General features: G+C 38.7%; 12 protein-coding genes, 2 tRNA genes and 1 riboswitch. Of the genes, 7 read left to right on the top strand and 7 right to left on the bottom strand.

The genetic code is table 11. The features are described from left to right. Positions 1-143: 143 nt before the first annotated feature. Genes H4K35_RS13350 through H4K35_RS13340 form a run of 3 tightly spaced genes read left to right on the top strand, consistent with a single transcriptional unit; the run spans position 144 to position 7,217 of the window. On the top strand, positions 144-3,371 hold the full coding sequence (locus H4K35_RS13350; protein ID WP_182628459.1) for a tetratricopeptide repeat protein: 3,228 nt from the start codon (positions 144-146) through the stop codon (positions 3,369-3,371). Further along, on the top strand, positions 3,340-5,277 hold the full coding sequence (locus H4K35_RS13345) for a transglutaminase family protein (protein WP_182628458.1): 1,938 nt from the start codon (positions 3,340-3,342) through the stop codon (positions 5,275-5,277). Before H4K35_RS13350 ends, H4K35_RS13345 begins: the two co-directional genes overlap by 32 nt. After that, complete coding sequence (locus tag H4K35_RS13340) at positions 5,274-7,217, top strand: DUF3857 domain-containing protein (protein ID WP_182628457.1); 1,944 nt, start codon at positions 5,274-5,276, stop codon at positions 7,215-7,217. The genes H4K35_RS13345 and H4K35_RS13340 overlap by 4 nt, the downstream gene beginning before the upstream one ends. A 157-nt stretch (positions 7,218-7,374) precedes the next feature. Here H4K35_RS13340 and H4K35_RS13335 read toward each other — a convergent pair whose 3' ends face one another. The 5 genes from H4K35_RS13335 to H4K35_RS13315 form a co-directional block, all read right to left on the bottom strand. Beyond that, the gene (locus tag H4K35_RS13335) at positions 7,375-8,898 is read right to left on the bottom strand and encodes a transferase (RefSeq protein WP_182628456.1); all 1,524 of its coding nucleotides are present in this window, start codon (positions 8,896-8,898) and stop codon (positions 7,375-7,377) included. A 348-nt stretch (positions 8,899-9,246) separates the two neighbouring features. Next, complete coding sequence (locus H4K35_RS13330; protein WP_182628455.1) at positions 9,247-9,792, bottom strand: putative glycolipid-binding domain-containing protein; 546 nt, start codon at positions 9,790-9,792, stop codon at positions 9,247-9,249. A 13-nt stretch (positions 9,793-9,805) separates the two neighbouring features. Next, positions 9,806-10,594: a class I SAM-dependent methyltransferase gene (locus H4K35_RS13325; RefSeq protein ID WP_182628454.1), complete on the bottom strand. Its 789-nt coding sequence runs from the start codon at positions 10,592-10,594 to the stop codon at positions 9,806-9,808. Positions 10,595-10,851: 257 nt separating this feature from the next. After that, entirely contained in the window at positions 10,852-11,598 is a 747-nt protein-coding gene (gene fabG, locus H4K35_RS13320; protein WP_182628453.1) for a 3-oxoacyl-[acyl-carrier-protein] reductase, read from the bottom strand. Between the two features lie 65 nt (positions 11,599-11,663). Continuing rightward, positions 11,664-12,956, bottom strand: a complete 1,293-nt coding sequence (locus H4K35_RS13315) for a Na+/H+ antiporter NhaC family protein (RefSeq protein ID WP_182628452.1) — start codon at positions 12,954-12,956, stop codon at positions 11,664-11,666. A gap of 83 nt (positions 12,957-13,039) precedes the next feature. Then, positions 13,040-13,145, bottom strand: a riboswitch (SAM-I-IV-variant riboswitch). A 139-nt stretch (positions 13,146-13,284) separates the two neighbouring features. Here H4K35_RS13315 and H4K35_RS13310 point away from each other — a divergent pair. Continuing rightward, positions 13,285-13,785: an outer membrane protein gene (locus tag H4K35_RS13310; protein WP_182628451.1), complete on the top strand. Its 501-nt coding sequence runs from the start codon at positions 13,285-13,287 to the stop codon at positions 13,783-13,785. A 166-nt stretch (positions 13,786-13,951) separates the two neighbouring features. Here H4K35_RS13310 and H4K35_RS13305 read toward each other — a convergent pair whose 3' ends face one another. Next, the gene (locus H4K35_RS13305; protein WP_182628450.1) at positions 13,952-14,995 is read right to left on the bottom strand and encodes a GNAT family N-acetyltransferase; all 1,044 of its coding nucleotides are present in this window, start codon (positions 14,993-14,995) and stop codon (positions 13,952-13,954) included. Between the two features lie 87 nt (positions 14,996-15,082). Continuing rightward, positions 15,083-15,619 (bottom strand): GNAT family N-acetyltransferase, encoded by a 537-nt coding sequence (locus tag H4K35_RS13300; protein WP_182628449.1) that lies wholly within the window; start codon positions 15,617-15,619, stop codon positions 15,083-15,085. 327 nt (positions 15,620-15,946) lie between these two features. Between H4K35_RS13300 and H4K35_RS13295 the strand changes: the two genes are divergently transcribed. The 3 genes from H4K35_RS13295 to H4K35_RS13285 all read left to right on the top strand — a co-directional run bounded on the left by H4K35_RS13295 (position 15,947) and on the right by H4K35_RS13285 (position 17,384). After that, positions 15,947-16,030, top strand: a tRNA-Ser gene (locus H4K35_RS13295). Between the two features lie 5 nt (positions 16,031-16,035). After that, positions 16,036-16,110, top strand: a tRNA-Pro gene (locus H4K35_RS13290). A gap of 299 nt (positions 16,111-16,409) precedes the next feature. Then, positions 16,410-17,384, top strand: a complete 975-nt coding sequence (locus H4K35_RS13285; RefSeq protein ID WP_255492476.1) for a site-specific integrase — start codon at positions 16,410-16,412, stop codon at positions 17,382-17,384. Positions 17,385-17,490 lie beyond the last annotated feature (106 nt).

The raw sequence follows: 17,490 nt of genomic DNA, 5'->3' as shown, positions 1-17,490 counted from the left end.
CTTTTTTTATGCAAATACTACAGTAATTTTAATTAAAATCAACTTATTTACACATAGACTTTAATAATTCACTTATTACAGATTTAATCCATTAACTTTTTATTAAGTTTATTATCTTTACTTCCTTTAACACACTTTAACGGATGAAAAAGATTTACTTTCCTTTACTTTTCCTAACGACAACATTTACTGCCTACGCGCAAGAAAAAATCGAACCCACGTACAACGCAGCTTCCCTGGAGGAGCAAGCGCTAGCGTACAAAAACAACAACGAAATTGAAAAGGCTATTGCCGAATACGCCAAAGTAGACGAGCTAGATCCTGTTTACTTCGAAGCGCAATATCAGCGTATCCTGTTGTACTTAACGCTTGATAAGAAGCCAGAAGCTGAAGCTTTATGCAAACAACTAATTGATCAATACGGCAAGGAGATACCAGAAAACTACTTTTTGTCCTACGGTATTTTCCAGAGCGAACAAGGGAAGTACGCTGAAGCTTTAGCATATTTTGCAAAAGCGAAGAAAGAACACAGTCTCAATGTGCTTGCAACCTTTAACGAAGCCCTTGTTTACTATAAAGAGGGCAAAAAGCAACAAGCTTTAGACTTGCTAAAAGAAGTGATCACCCTCGCTCCTAATTACGGACAGGCTTATTACATTCTAGGGCTTATCGCTATTGAAGATGGGCAAACAGCCATCGGCTTGCTTTCGCTATTGTCTTACTTAGCGATTCATCCTGATACGGATGCGGCTAAAGAGTCTTTATATCACCTCAATCGCAATTTAGCTGATATTTATACCGTTACCCCTCAATTGGTATATGGCAATGAAGGAGATGATTTCTCGGAATTGGACATTATTTTAAAAAACAACTTAGCCCAACACAAAGATTATCCGCTCAAGGTAGAGCTCAATCACCGCGTAACAAGAGTTATTCAAGCAATTTTGGAGTATATGAATGAGCACGAGGTTGAAGGGGGATTTTTTGAAAGTCACTATACGCCATGGATGAAAGAAATTGTACAACGCGACTTGCTTTCTCCTTTTACCTACCTTGCGATGATTACCCAAGAGGATTCTTATCCGAAGCTTTTCAAAAAACAAACAACTGCGATTCGCAACTACGTACAAAACGACTTACAAACGCACATATACCCCCTACTTTACCAAGCAACAGTAGAGGGAAAAACCTATACAGTTACGGATACGAACAATGGTTTTTTCTACTACCAAGGCGATCTAGATCACTTGAATGGGGCTGCCTTTCAGGTGAGTAAAAACTACCATAAGGAAAGTGAAGGAACCTTCTTGGATCATCAACTTTCTGGAATGCTCAAACGCTATACACAAAGAGGGAAACTATTGTCTACCGAACCCTATACTGCTGATAAAATAGCGGGTACAAAAACGACTTTTTACAAGACGGGAAAAGTCTTTTTAGAAGAAAATATCAAAGAAGAAAACTACGATGGCAGAACTACTGTCTATCACATTGCTCAAACGAAAAAGGGTACTTTGGATTACAAGGCCGGCGAAATTGACGGAGAAGTTTCTTATTTCTTTCCAACAGGCGAGTTAGAATACCAATACACTACTGTAGACGGGAAAAAAGAGGGCGAGATTGCGATCTATGATGAGAATGGCACCCTAATCAGTAAGTATACGTACAAAGATGGGTTGTTAGAAGGCTTGGGTGTCACCTATTTTCCCAATGGCACCCTAAAGAGTGAAGCGCTCTTTAAGGGAGATGAATATGTGTATTACAAAGAATTTTTCGATCATGGGGTTTTATCCTACTACTATCAGTATGAAAATGGCCAAATGAAAACAAGTGATTCGTACAACATCAAAGGCGAGCATGTGGATCAGTATATGTACGATGCAGATGGCGAGCTAGAAACGGCAATTTCATATGAAAAGGGGCAGATTTACCTGATTGAAAAATACAAAAAAGACAAGTTAACGGAGCGTCAAACGTATAACCCTAAGACACAACAACTAGAAGTTCTCCCTAAGAATGGAACGGTGCAATACTATTTCCCTACTGGTCAGTTGTATGGAGAGGGGAAACTAGTAAATGGTTTACAAGAAGGGCTTTGGACTTACTATTACCCCCATGGTCCGAAGTTTAATGAAACGAACTACGCGAACGGCAAAGCGATTGGAGAGGTTAAAAAATACACCAAAACGGGTCAATTAGACGAGGTATACACCCTAGAGGAAGGTCAAATGTCGGGCTTATATCGCTACTATAGAGGTGATCAGCTCGTGTATATGAATTACTATACTGCAGGCGAACAAGCAGGGCCTTCTACGTCTTTTTACAACTATCCAATCCCTGAAATCAAGCGTTTTTATGTGGATAACGCCCTAGACCACAAAGAGGTCTATTACACCAAAACCGGACTCCCTTATCGCGTGAATCACTATGACGAAGGAGCACTCTATCAAGTTGATTTTAGTCAAGGCAAAGAAATGCACAGCCTTCACTTGGATCAATTTGCGACTAAAGGAACCTTTACCTCTACACTTTTCAACACAAAAACAACCTACACCCTGGAAGGTGGAACTTTTAACGGTCCTGTAAAGCGCACGGATCTATCGTCAGCTATACTGCTAGATACGTATGCCATGCGCAACAATAAGCTTCATGGAACCTATATCAGCTACTACCCTAATGGCGTGGTAAATGACAGTAGTACCTTAATTTTAGACAAGCGCTATGGTTCAAATGAGCACCTAAACCCAGATGGAAAAGTAAGGGTAACAGCATCCTTTATTAGAAATTCAAATCACGGTGGTCGTCAGCTCTACTATCCTGAAGGCAAAGTTGCCATTCACACCAACTACATCATGGATTACACAGATGGTGAGGAAATTTATTCTAATTCACAAGGCACACCACTGCTCGCTTTGGTGTATGACCTAGATGTTTTAGTGGGCTATAGAAAGCTATCAGCAACGGAAGAATTAAGCGATATCCTACCAATTTCAGCAACAGATACTGTGGTGCAATCGCATTATAAATCGGGACAATTGGCAGCGGAAGTTCACCTAAAGCATTACTTCTTAGACGGAGCATTAACACTCTATAATCCAACGGGTAAAGAATCTTATCGCTTAGGTTATACGCAAGGAAAAAAACACGGAGCTGAGCAAATCTATTACAGCAATGGCTCCCTATATTCTAGTGTACCGTATAACTTTCAATCCACTACTGGTGTAAAAACTATTTATGCCTCAACAGGTGAAAAATTGTTTGAACAAACTTTTGACAAAGGAGAACTTCACGGTGATTTTAACCTTTATGAAGCCAATACCCTTAAACAATCTTATTTCTATGATTCAGATTTCCTATCCAATAAAAAGTAGTTTTGTTTACTTCTTCTTGTTGTGCAGTTTCTTGGTGCAAGGACAATCTTTAGCTGAATTATCAGAGAAGTACAAGGGATACAACGAGATTATCTTAGACTATAAACAGACCTATACGCTAACAAAACAGAAAGGTGAATTAGTGGTTATGCGCGATACGTATGAGGAGTATTATTTGTTGCTGAGCGATAAGAACAATCACGCTACATCGGATTTTACTATTTTTTCGGAGTTAAATCCACTGCGTTCGTTTGATGCCTATACACTGAGCTTACAAAATAATAAGTACAAGAAAATAGCGCCAAAAGGAATAACAGAATCTCCTTTTGATCGCAATTCTATTTTCCATTCGGACGTAAAAAAGAAAATAGTGAACTACAGTGGGTTAACGCCAGGATCGAAGCGCATACTTTCCTTTACCCATGAGTTTACAGATCCTTTTTTGTTGATTCCCTTTAGGGTATTATCTCATCTTCCCAATGAAAAAGTCACCTTTGAGATTATTGCAGATTCGGATATTGAATTGGCCTTTCGCACGTTTAATACGGACAATACCTCAATTACCTATACACAAGAAGTAAAACGCGGCAAGAACATTCACCGTTGGACACTGTCGAATCCACCTTTACTACCTTATGAGGAAAACCGTCCAGCGGCGGCGTATTTCAATCCCTCTGTTTATTTTTGGATTACTTCTTTCTCTACCAAAGACAAGGAGGTTTCCCTCTTGGGAGACGTCGATCAGCTCTACGCCTACTATTCGACGTTTATTCGAACACTTAATACTGATTTAGATCCGGATTTTATAGCGTTTACCAAGGCATTGACGCAAGGGTTAGCCACCGAAGAAGAAAAGGTAAAAACCATTTACCAATGGGTGCAACAGAACATAAAATACATCGCTTTTGAAGCTGGATATGACGGCTTTATTCCTCGAAAAGCAGATTTAGTTTTTGAGAGACGCTATGGCGATTGTAAAGACATGACGAGTATTATTACTGCCATGTGTCATTCCATAGGCATAGACCGTGTTTATATCGCTTGGGTAGGTACGCGCAAGATTCCGTATTCCTATAAAGAACTGCCTACACCTCAAGTAGACAACCATATGATTGCCTTTTACGAAACAGGGGAACAAAGCATTTGCTTGGATGCTACGAATTCTTTTTTGCCTTTTGGACTCGTACCTAGTAGTATTCAAACCAAGGAGCTACTCGTGGCTTTAGATGATTCTCAGTACAAAATCCACAAGCTCCCTGTGACAGCTGCTACCAAAAACACCTTGCAAACGGTTGACTCTCTAACAATTAAACAAGCAAAGCTCGAAAGCAAGGCTAGTTTGAAGTTTAGGGGGTATTTTAAATCGTTTGTACACGCCAACCTTACCTATAGTGGGCGAAACTCCAAAGCAGATGTGGTGGAAGCTATTGTCAACCGACATATTTCCAACTTAAAACTAACGACACTTCACTCGATTGAACAGCTGGATCTATCGGATAAACCGACAGAAATTCGCTTTGATTACCATATCCCCAATGCGGTTATTGTTGCGGGAAATGAGTTGTATGTCGACCTAAATTTGTACAAACCATTTCAAAAAGACAATATTGCACTCCCTCGACAAACACCCTATGAGGTAGATGAACTAGAAGCCTATGACAACACCGTTATTTTGAACATCCCTCCAGGGTATCGCATTAAGTATATACCTGAGAATCAAAAGCTGTCTAATGCCTACTTCGAGGCCAGTTTTATCTGTAGTGCCGACCAAAACACCGTTGAATTGCGCTATGCCATTGCGTCCAAGAAGCTAACCTTGTATCCCGATGATTTCGAAGGGTGGAATGAAACTATTAAAAAACTAAACACCAATTACTTAGAACCTATTATCTTAGAAAAAATATGAAGAAAATAATTCCATTTATTCTAGTGGTACTTCCCCTATTTCTATGGGCACAAGAACCTGCGTATAAAGCCTTTCAATTTGACGACACCCCCTTTACCCCTACCAAAGAATTAGAGGCTGAAAAGGAAATCATCCTCATTCAACACACTCAAGTTGAATATATAGCAGAAGGCAATCAATCCAATGAAATCTTGTCTTATTACTCCAAGAAATACATCAACTCACAGGAGGCAATTGAGTACAACAACAAAACCTATATACCGCTAAATAAGGGTGTAAACCTTTTGGATGTCCAATTGAGGGTGACCCATAAAAACGGTAAAGTAACGACGCTAAACGAGAAGTCTATAGAAAAGGAACACAATTCCCAAACTGGAGTAGACTACAACTACTTTCCGATTGACGGGTTGGAGATTGGTGCTGTAATTGACTTACACTATGTGTTAAAAGGGCCTGCGGACGTAACAGGGCGCATTTTTTTAATGCAAGGCGAGTCCTATATTCAGCGACGTTCCATTGAGCTCATTTACCCCAACCACTTAAAATTTATCAGTCGTTCCTACAACGGAGCTGCAACATTGACAGAAGACAACGAGACCTATAGCGATCGCATTGCCCTTGTAGGCGTGAATACTAATGTTCCAGGGATTGCTAACGATGAAAGCTATTCGAATTGGCATAAAAACATCCAATACATTCACACCCGCTTCTACAACAATATACATGCAAGTACAGCGGATCCCTATGGCGAAAAAGAATTTACGGCTAGGGCCCATGCCAATTTACACCGAGACTTGGATAAAAACGAACAAAAAGCACTAGCTGCATTTGTGAAATCCATCCGCAAAGAAAGTGATGCCTTAGCTCAAATTAGAGCCATAGAAAGTGTTGTAAAAACGACTATTCAACACAACAGTTATATTGAAAGCAGCTCAATTACTGAAGTTTTGCGCTCTAAACAAGGAACGTTAAACGATTTGACAACGCTGTATATCAACTTGTTTAACGCCTTTGAGATTCCGTACGAAATTGTCTTCACAGCCAATGCCTATCGCTATCCATTTGATCCGAAATTCGTGAGTTATCTCAGCTTAAATGATGTGTTGTTTTATTTTCCTACTAGTAAGGGTTACATGGATCCTACAACGATGCACACGCGTACACCTGTTATTGATTTGGCCTACCACGATCAGTACGGATTATTTATTCAGAACAAGCTTTACGCTGGGGTTAAAATGGGAATTTCTGATTTTAAAAAGATTGAACTTCCATACTTCTTTTCTAAAGACCTTGCGGATATTCACGTAGATTTATCTCAATTGGATCGTCCCATTGTTCGTTCACATATAACGTTTACAGGAGATATGGCGTATAGCTCACAAGCGTATCTGTATTTCTCTTCACCGAGAGAGCGGGAACAGATCGAAAAAGACCTGTTTAAAAGCTACAACATTCAAACAGATTTCATTACTGCCACAGTTAAAAATATTGACGTAGAACGCATCGGACTGGATCCTTTTATTGTTGAAGCGAGCTACCTTGCCACCGATTTACTCAAAAAAGCAGGTGGTAACTATATCTTTGAAATTGGCGCTGTCATTGGTAAACAGATGGAGTTTTATTCGGATAAACCGCGCAAACTTCCCATTCAACTGAACGCTGCCCGTTCCTACGAAAGAACTATTACCCTCGAACTTCCGCAGGGCTATCGCATTAAAAATATAGAAGATCTCGATAAAGCTTATTATTTAGATCCGGAGAACAAAACCTTGGCGTACTTTACCATTACGCATGACAAAAAAGACAACACGATCACAATCAAAAACTTAGAAGGGTATAATTTTGTAGAATTGCCTGTTACTTACTGGGATCAGTATCGCCATATAATCAATGCAGCCGCGGATTTCAACAAATTCGCTATCATTTTAGAAAAACAGTAAATCAAAAGCTAGCTACAAATAAAAGAATGCCATAAAAAACCTGTAAACGATAGCCTTTATACCTAAGAAGAGCGTTGACTATTCAACGCTCTTCTTCACTTTTACACCATTCTACTCTTGCATCACCCCCAGGTGCTTGAACGTAAGCCTTTCTTTTTTATCCGTGATTAAATTCTTCCATGCGCACGAAAAAATGCAGTTGCTCTTCTTCGCCTGCGTGTGCAATAAGACTGGCTTCGTTTCCGCATTGATCAAATAGGGAAAAATACATTTCTCCTCCCCATTCGTAATAGGACCATACGAGCCCTTCCCATGCTTGGTATACCCAAAAGCACAAGCCTTCTACCTCGTGGTTCTTCGCCATAACTTTTCTGAACTTACTAGAGGTAAACTCAAATTTAGCTGTAAATACTGCATTGTCATCCGCCGAAAAGCTGTGATCTGTAGATATGGTACAGCCTTTGTATATTCCCAATTGTCTGTAGTGAAACCACTTCCTCGGAATACAAGAGCTATGTCGAATAAACAAACCATCTTGTGCATTAAACTGTACATAGTATTTCGTTAGCTTGGAGTTTGGGATGCCGTTAACGTCTAGTTCAGTAAACGTTTGTACGCGTATATTTTCTTGGGTAAATTGTCGTTTAGGCAGTACTTTAACGGCAATGTAATCCGGTGGGATCGCACTGTAGTTAAACTCCTTAGAAGTGGTATATTCCACGCGTTTGATTCTTTGTATATTCTGATCTTGCGACCACTGTTTGATCTTCGACCGCACACAGAGTCTAAATTCTTTGGTGTATTCGTGTATAGCGAGATAAAGTACAGCAGACGAAACTGGGCCCGTCCTTTGTTGTATGAGCTCTTCTGTTGGGGGATAGACGTACAATCCCGCCTGATCAGAATAGCTTAGCTTGAGTTGAATGGGGTTATTCTCCTCATCGACAAATTCGATATGTTCCATAATTTCTTTAGCGGGTATGCCAATGGAAAACCCCGCTTTGTCTCGGGCCTCTAAACTAATTTTAATGGCAACTTGATGTTTTCCATTCGCGTAAAGCACTGCCGTTTTACTGCCGTCTACCATACTTATTTTCAACATTGACAAGGCATTGACATCCTCCCAATTGTATAGATTTTCTCCTACGCGTTCGTTATTAGACACAATGGTGTTTCCCTTGACGTGGGCATCTTTGTAGAGGTAGGCGCGGTCTTTAATTGTTGCATGCCCATACACATGTACATTGTCATATATTTGGGCTGAGCCTTCGACAGAAGCATAATCATATACTTTGGCGTAGGCAGAAACTAAGGCATTGCCACAAATAGTAGCATTGCCATATATCTGAGCTGAATCTTCTACTGATGCCTCGTCGTAGACCTGAGCACTAGCCGTGACAATGGCATAATCCGAAACCACAGCATTGCCGTATACTTGTGCCTCTGCCGTAATTCGCGCTGCACCAAATACCTCAGCATTCCCGCTGACAACGGCATTGTCTAATATAGCCGCTTCACCATATACCTTGGCGTTGTCAGCAATCCACGAACTTCCTGTCTGACTTAAATTTAACTCACTTTCAACCCACCCTCCTTTTCTACGCGTTTTCAAACACTCTATACGCCAAAGCAGGTAGCCATTATACTCCATGGATTCATTGGTTATTTTGTACTTACTCATCTCCATAACTTTTTGAATTTCACCTTATTTCGCTCTAATAGAAAAACATCTCTTTTTTAGATTAGTTACAAAATACTTGTATCATTTTAACAACCTAAATATCCTCCACAACCAAGACAGCCTCAGTAAAGGGCTGTACCTCCACTTAGAAGACAAAGTAAAAATATTTCAAAAAACAGTTCAAATCCACCATATATCGTTAAAACAAAGATCACCCAATAAAATAATTAACAAAAAGACAATACATTTAAAAAAATGGAATACTTGATAGATTATTGAAGTGTTTATCATCCCTTGAGGCAGCAAAAAAAAAGAGCTCTCCAAAACAGACAGCTCTTAATCTTATAGTTAGATCACTTTAAACAGACCGGGGTATTCCGTTACAAAGCCCTCCTCATCGAGGGTAATGGTCGCTTCGAAATCACTCCAAATATTTTTATAGTGGTAGGTATTTTCGGATAGTTTAGTATACTCTTGTTGAACGAGGGTAAAATTCTCTTCTAAAGGATTAATATAGAGTACGGGAATTATTTTTGATTCGCCCACAGCCATATTCAATCGATTGATAGGCAATGTATTGGTAAAAGGAGTTACAGCAATATCAATATCGAGGCATTCTTTGAAATGAGGGTATTCTTGTTCATCAATAATCCATTGGTCATTCAATTTATGACCACTTAATTGAAAATGGCGATGCCCTTCTTGACAGCGAATATCAAAGAAACGAGTCTCCCATTGGGAGGTAGTAACCACCTGGTACTCTACGCCGTAAATGCGATTGTTTTTATTTCCTACTAATTCACCTTTACAGTGAAAGCTTCCTTCTTTTTCGATGGCAGTAAAATGTTCCACGGATATAGAATCAATACCTAACCAACTGCGTTTTTTTTCCATATGCTTCAAGAAACTATAAATTATTTAATTTTACACTAAGCGTTGCAATAAATGTGGGAATAAATGTATCTATTGTAAATCGCGGATTGGGTTGCCAGGCCTCGTCATAGGCGGTAATAGCAAATCCGGCACGCGTTTGTCCTCCGATCAAGTCTTTGAGGGAGTGGCCAAACACAAGGGCCTCACCTTTCTCCATTTTTTGCTGTAATTCAGCGGGAGACAAATCGGTTTGATCAGCATAAGGGATTTTGTATTTGGGTTGGATCAATCCTTGTGCTTTTACGGCTGCTTGTCGGTCTTCTACAAACACGACGGGATTGTAAAAACTACTGATAAGTTTTCCGCCAGTTTTTAACACGCGATAACATTCTTCCCAAACTTTTGTAACATCATCGACATATAAATTAGAAATTGGGTGAACAATTAGGTCAAAATAGTCGTTTTCAAATAGGTGAAGATCACGCATATCCCCTTGTATGGTTTGTATATCTAACTGATCTCTTTCCGCCACTTCTCGATCTTTCTGCAATTGTTCTTCTGATAAATCATAGACGGTTACTTCTGCACCTAAGGCAGCTAGTATAGGGCCTTGTTGGCCACCAGCCGATGCTAAACACAGTACTTTTTTTCCTTTGACATCGCCTAACCAATTTTTGTCTAGGCTGGTAGGTAGGACATACAAGTCCGCTATTCCTTGTTTAGCTTGTTTTACTAAGGCACTGCTGACTGGCTGAGACCAAGGAGCATTTGCTTTGGCTTGGCTGTCCCAGGCTGCTTGGTTGTGTTTTATAAAATCTTTCAATGATAGTTCGAATAAACAGCAGTTAATTTAGTTCAACCGCCATTTAAAATTATCCTTTTTTATTATATAAATCAAATATTTTTTTCGCACTTCGTCATATTTACACGTCTTTTTCTCCTTGAACTACTCGCTTAAACAACGGTAATAGGCTGGTTGTAAGCCCTATTATAATCAAAAAAAGAGGAGGCAAAAAACAAAAAAAGGGAGGGTGCAAGTCGACCTTGTACCCTCCCTTATACATATATCTTTTCCTTGGATTAGGTTAACATTCCCCCATCCACATTGATTACTTGTCCTGTAATATAAGCAGATAATTCTGAAGCTAAGAACACACATGCATTCGCAACGTCTTCTGGTCTTCCCCCTCGTTTTAAAGGAATGGCATCTGTCCATCCTTTTACTACATCTTCTGCTAATTTGCCTGTCATCTCTGTTTCGATAAATCCTGGTGCAATAACGTTACAACGAATATTTCTTGATCCCAATTCTAAGGCAACTGATTTAGAGAATCCAATTACCCCAGCTTTTGATGCTGCATAATTTGCTTGTCCTGCATTTCCTTTTACCCCTACAACTGAACTCATATTGATAATAGAACCCTTTCTATTTTTCAACATGGTGCGTTGTACTGCTTTGGTCATGTTAAATACAGACTTCAAGTTTACTTCAATTACTGCGTCGAAGTCTTGTTCAGACATTCTCATCAATAAGTTATCTTTTGTGATACCTGCATTATTAATTAAAACATCAATATTACCAAAGTCTTTTAAAACTTCTTCCACCAATTGTTCAGCTGCATTGTATTCAGCTGCATTTGATTGATATCCTTTTGCTTGAACACCTAAAGCTACGAGTTCACTTACTAATTCATCCGCTGCTTGTACCGATGAACTATAGGTAAATGCTACGTTAGCGCCTTGTTCAGCAAATGCTAAAGCTACACCTCTTCCGATTCCACGTGTAGCACCGGTAATAATTGCTATTTTTCCTTCTAATAATTTCATGTATGATTCAATTTTGTTTTGACAAAGGGCAAATATAAACAATTTGTAATTCGAGACTGAATTTTTTAAACTGTTTGTACTTCTTTTCTAAAAAAGACCATATAAAACAAGGTAGTTAGAAGCAGAAAGAGGAAGTAATATCCATGAGTGACTAGTTCAATAAAGCCTAATTTTTTTTCTGTAAAGCCCAATAAGATCAGGATTTGCGCTCCATATGGCAGGATTCCTTGAATAATACAAGCGAAGATATCGAGGACGGAAGCCACATAGGGGCGATTGAGCTTATATTCATCAGCTACATCATTGGCGAGATTTCCGACTACGAGGATGGACACCGTATTATTGGCCATACAGATTCCCACTCCTGATACGAGGGAAGCGATGCCAAATACGGCACCTTTTGAGGTTTTAATTTTGCTTCTCATGCTGCTTAAAATCCACGCCAATCCTCCTTGACGCTCGATCATACGCGCCAATCCACCTGTCAACATAGACAAAAGGAAGATTTCGGTCATAGAAGTAAATCCGAGATAGGTGTGATTAGCCAATCCGACTAGGTCAAAATCAGTGCGAACTAAACCGATGATTCCCGCCCCTAGGATACCCATAAAAAGCGCGATAAATACATCTATACCGACCAAAGCCAATACAATGGTTAGTATATAGGGAATCAACAAGATATAATTGGTCTTTTCACTCAAATCCAAGGCGACATTAGTTGCATCGTTTTTCATAAAAAAGAGCACCCCAACGGTTAATAGTGCTGCAGGTATGGCAAGTTTGAAGTTGGCTCTAAACTTATCTTTCATTTCACAGCCTAATGTTTGTGTAGCGGTGATGGTTGTATCGGAAATAAGGGACAAATTATCGCCAAACATAGCTCCCCCTAATAGGGCACCACAAAGCAGTCCCATAGAGCTACCCGTTTTCTCTGCTAATCCAACCACAATAGGTCCCAAAGCTACAATAGTACCCACAGAAGTACCAATAGAAAGAGAAAGAAAACAAGCAATAATAAAGATTCCTACACCTAAATAAGCCACAGGAATAAAGTGTAGGCCAATATTAACCATCGCCTCTACCCCACCAATCGCTTTGGTGATAGCAGCAAAGGCACCGGCTAAGAGATAAATCAAACACATGGTGATGATTTTACTATCACTACATCCATCAATAAGTGCAGTGATGCGATCTTTCATTGGGGTTTTATAAAACAAGACAAAAGCCGTAATTATTCCTACGCTAATAGCAATAGGTGATGGCAATTGATAAAAGTTGTCTAAGGCTATTCCACTTCCTAGAAAAACAGCGACAAAAACAAAAAAAGGAATGAGGGTGTACAATTTGTTTTCTGACATATATTTAGTTTTTATATCTAAAAACAAGTAATGGTAAGATATCCATTGAAAAAATATAGTACAGCAAGTATACCCACGAGAGGTAGATCAACATTTTTTCCATGACTGGCTTATCCTTTGGAGCACCTTGCTTGTTGTTGCAGGTTGCTATTTTTCTACTTGTTTTTAGAAAAATTCCTGATAATTGAGTCACAAAAGTAAAACCATTATTTAAAACTGACAACAGAAAAGATATATTTTTTCTTTTTATTCAATTTATGTGGCCTTTTTTTTAATCCTACTAGATATTACTTACTTTTGTTGCCCTAACAAAAAAATACAATACGAAATGAGAAAACTACTGCTTACACTGGGATTAGCGGGATTATTAACGACTGCTTCTCTTGCGCAGTCTGGACCTAAAAATGCGATAGGATTGCGCTTTGGCGGAAACGCTGGATTGGGTACTGAGATATCATACCAACGCAATTTATCCAAAAACAATCGTTTAGAGTTGGATCTAGGTTTTAGAAACAACGATGACTATAACGCCACAAAGATTACGGGTATATACCAATGGGTGTGGAATATTGAAGGTAACTTTGATTGGTATGCAGGTGTTGGTGCAGCTGTAGGAAATTACAGTTATAAGTATTACGGTCGCTCTGGCAAGCGATACAAAGACAATGGTACATTTGGTTTGATTACAGGTACAGTGGGTATAGAGTATACCTTTGATGAAATTCCCTTGCAACTTGCTTTGGATGCCCGTCCTGAACTGTACTTAAACGACTCGTATCGCGACGGACTCTACATCGACTTTGGTGTAGCTGTACGCTATAAATTCTAATAAATAGTTTTCTCTTTTCTCTTAGTAACGATATGAAATAGCGAGGTTTTCCTCGCTATTTTAGTTTACAGTTTACGGTTTACGGTTGACGAGCCGATTAAAGATGAGCCAATACGATGAGCCAATACGATGGAATGATCTAAATAAACACATTGTATCCCCCCCATCAGCGACTTTTAGTATATTGAATCATCTCCCTATACTTATTTTTGAGGGGTGTAGGTTCTAAGATAAACGCTCGAGTATATTGGAATCCGAATTTCTCACAGAGGTTGATACTGCGTTGGTTTTCTTTTTCGACCGTATAAAGAATCTTTTTGGTAGGAATACTTGCTGCTATAATAGACAGTACTTGTTGTAACAAATGTGTTCCATAGCCTTTTCCTTGTTGTTTTTCAGTAACCCACAATCCAATTTCAGCCGTATGTAGATTGATATCATTAATGGTTACACAACCAATGAAGGCGTTTCCTTGTTTTTCAAAAACCAACAACACCAAGCAACTTCCTTCTTTCATTTCCAATTGAGATTGTCGGATGTATTCGGCGACCAACAAGGGATGTGCAAAGGAATCTATACTCAAATATTGTCCTACTGCGGGAGTAAAATGGCGCTGTAGCAATGGCGCATCTGCTGTTGTAATCTTGCGGAAGCACAAATCTTGATGCTCCCATTGTTGGGTTTCGGGAAATACCGTTCTCTCCTGGGGCTCGAGCATATTCAAAATTAAGAGTACTTCTTGCTTTATCCCTTCTTGAATGAGGTTGAACGTTTGTGCTTCTTCTATCTTCTCTCTATCAATAAGTAAGATATGCAGCAGTTGAACCCAGGCGTACTTTGCTACCTCTTCTTTATCTCCAATTTGAGTTTTTGTCTCACTTTCCGGCCATGGATAAGCCTTTAGGGAAGTTTCCTTTCGATATAGGTTCCAATCTTTCCCCATGAGCTGTACATAGGCCCGCAAGAGTCGCAATTGCACCTCGCGTTCAAGTACAGTTGTGGTTTGATGGTAGTCTTCCAACAAGAGCGGTAGAATATAAGAATCTAAAACAGCTATTTGCGAAGCTGTTTCCACGGAAAGCAATAGATTAGACCAATTGCATTCTCCACGGGTAATGGCTAAAAACAAGTCACCTCTTTCTCTTTCTTCGGCTGTTAAAACAGGCTGGTTTAGGTAGTTTTCTACCTCAGCTATGGGATTATTTTTCATCTGTTTAGGCGATTAATACAAAAAAGTTCAGTTTAATTCGATGAATCAAGCTGAACTTTTACAAAATACTGTTTTTATTTGAGTATGTTACTTCTTTGAGGGGTTATCTTTGCGATACTGTAGCATATTCAATATTTTTTCTTCGCTAATATTTCGCACAAAACTATGATGATAGACATAGCCTAATTTTTCAGCAATATTGATGCTTCCTTTATTGTCTTGATCTACATTATAAATCAAGTACTCCACCGTCATATGATCAGATACAAACTGCTCTAGGGCTTTGATAATTTCTTTACCGTACCCTTTGCCGCTTGCGCTTTCTTTCAACCAGATACCCAGTGAAATGGATTCTTCATTGATGTCGTGGATTCCACAGCAGCCAATAAATTCTCCAGTTTGGCGATCAGTTGCCAACAAGGTAATATCTTGTTGTTTTTCTAGTTGCCCTAAGCTATAGGCGACAAAACCGAAGGTATCTTCTTTTTTTTGTGTGGGAGTAAAAGGTAAATATTTTGCTACAGTAGGCGTTAATTCTCTAAAAATATCGTCTACATATTGTTCATTTACGATGATGAACTTCAAGCGATCACTTGAAAAAGTCAGGGTTGTATCAAATTTCATATACTGTTTGATTCAATTGGGCTAAAAATTAGGTTCAATAATCAGCTTTATTTAATTTCAGATACAAATATAAGTGATAATTTAAAGAGAAAGGCGGTTCTTCCCTTTAAAATTACCGTTCTTTTCGGTCGTCAAGCCCCTTAAATTGACAGATAAGAAAAAAAATGTTTTTTTTGTACGCTTTTTTTTTATTCCTAGTAGGCTCATACTTAATGCAGTAAAAAAAAGGAGTGCTTTACCTCCTATTTTCTCTCTATTTTTATTTGCATAAAATAAAAACTAATAGTATGTTTGCTCCAGTAAAAATGAGGAATACCTCAGTTTTCAGGAGAGGTGCCGGAGTGGTAACGGAGCAGATTGCTAATCTGTCGACTGGTAACGGTCGCCAGGGTTCGAGTCCCTGTCTCTCCGCTTTTCGGGGTGTAGCGTAGCCCGGTCATCGCGCCTGGTTTGGGACCAGGAGGTCGCAGGTTCGAATCCTGCCACCCCGACTTTTTCGGCATCAGAACGTGCCTAAATCCGTAAGTATCAATTACTTACGGATTTTTTTATTTTTAAATATATCATAATAATCCATTGTAAATCAATCTAAATGTGAGCTATTAGGTGAGCTATTTTTAAAAGGTAAATTAGCTCACCGAATCGAGTTTAACTAATTGTATTTCAATAAATTAAATACAATTTATTTTAGTTTAATTCAGTGCTTTTTGGTCTTGTTTGAGTACTATTCAGGTGAGTAGTTTTTTAAAACCATATCAAAACAGTTCGGTTAACATTAAAATAGATTGATATGAAAACAAAAAACACATTTGGAATACACTTCATTATACGTATTTCTAATTCAAACAAAACAGTCCCATCCCTTATATACGCAAGGATAACGGTAAATGGGCAACGAACAGAAATTTCTTTAAAACTAAAAATATCCCCTACTTCTTGGGATAACATTAAAGGAAAAGCAAAAGGAAAAAGTGAGGACACGGTTCGAATCAATGCACATATTGAGCGAGTACGTTCTCTCATTACAGATGCCTATCACCAATTAGTTCAACAAAAAAGAGTTGTCTCTATTGGAGCTGTTAAAAACATCTTTCTTGGACATGATGATACTGAATCATCTCTTTTAAAGCTAATAGACTATCACAGAGAGATAGCTACAAGTAAATTAGCTTATGGTACACTAAAGAACTACTTCTCTACGGAAAAGTACCTTAAAAGCTATTTGCGTAAAGTACACAATCGAACTGACATTTATTTAAGCGAGATTAACTACAAATTTATTTTTGACTTTGAAAACTTCTTGAGAAACTGTAAACCGATTCACAAACATCAACCATTAAATAACAATGGTATTATGAAACACATTGAAAGGTTTAAAAAGTTAATCAACTTAGCTATCACCATGGAATGGATGGAAAAAGATCCCTTTACCAAATATAAACTTCAATTTGAAAAGACAGAAAGAGGATACCTAACTAAATCTGAACTTGAAATCCTTGTAAACAAAAATTTTGCTATTGAAAGATTACAAGCTGTTCTTGATATGTTTTTGTTTAGTTGTTATACTGGCTTAGCTTATATAGACATTTTTCACTTAGTACCTCAAAATATAGCCAAAGGAAGCGATGGAAAAGATTGGATTATATCAAGCAGAGAGAAAACTAAAATACCTGTAAGGGTTCCACTATTACCTGAAGCTTTAGAACTAATTGAAAAATACAAGGACCATCCAGTGGCTTTTGCCTGGAGAATCTGGAGAAATTGACCACCTCATTCTGGCAAAAGTGACCACCTGATTCTGGTTTAACTTGACCACCTGATTCTGGTGAAAGTGACCAGTTAAAAAAAATGATTTTTAGAACATATCAAAA

The organism is Myroides sp. NP-2 (assembly GCF_014145665.1).
Taxonomy (GTDB): Bacteria; Bacteroidota; Bacteroidia; order Flavobacteriales; family Flavobacteriaceae; genus Flavobacterium.
This window is presented reverse-complemented; position numbering and strand designations above follow the sequence as displayed.

What these genes read in the sequence shown, in the direction of transcription:
- H4K35_RS13305 (WP_182628450.1), bottom strand. Translation starts at nt 14,995, where the DNA reads ATGAAAAATAATCCCATAGCTGAGGTAGAAAACTACCTAAACCAGCCT.
- H4K35_RS13285 (WP_255492476.1), top strand. Translation starts at nt 16,410, where the DNA reads ATGAAAACAAAAAACACATTTGGAATACACTTCATTATACGTATTTCT.
- H4K35_RS13310 (WP_182628451.1), top strand. Translation starts at nt 13,285, where the DNA reads ATGAGAAAACTACTGCTTACACTGGGATTAGCGGGATTATTAACGACT.
- H4K35_RS13300 (WP_182628449.1), bottom strand. Translation starts at nt 15,619, where the DNA reads ATGAAATTTGATACAACCCTGACTTTTTCAAGTGATCGCTTGAAGTTC.
- H4K35_RS13315 (WP_182628452.1), bottom strand. Translation starts at nt 12,956, where the DNA reads ATGTCAGAAAACAAATTGTACACCCTCATTCCTTTTTTTGTTTTTGTC.
- H4K35_RS13345 (WP_182628458.1), top strand. Translation starts at nt 3,340, where the DNA reads ATGATTCAGATTTCCTATCCAATAAAAAGTAGTTTTGTTTACTTCTTC.
- H4K35_RS13335 (WP_182628456.1), bottom strand. Translation starts at nt 8,898, where the DNA reads ATGAGTAAGTACAAAATAACCAATGAATCCATGGAGTATAATGGCTAC.
- H4K35_RS13340 (WP_182628457.1), top strand. Translation starts at nt 5,274, where the DNA reads ATGAAGAAAATAATTCCATTTATTCTAGTGGTACTTCCCCTATTTCTA.
- fabG (WP_182628453.1), bottom strand. Translation starts at nt 11,598, where the DNA reads ATGAAATTATTAGAAGGAAAAATAGCAATTATTACCGGTGCTACACGT.
- H4K35_RS13350 (WP_182628459.1), top strand. Translation starts at nt 144, where the DNA reads ATGAAAAAGATTTACTTTCCTTTACTTTTCCTAACGACAACATTTACT.
- H4K35_RS13330 (WP_182628455.1), bottom strand. Translation starts at nt 9,792, where the DNA reads ATGGAAAAAAAACGCAGTTGGTTAGGTATTGATTCTATATCCGTGGAA.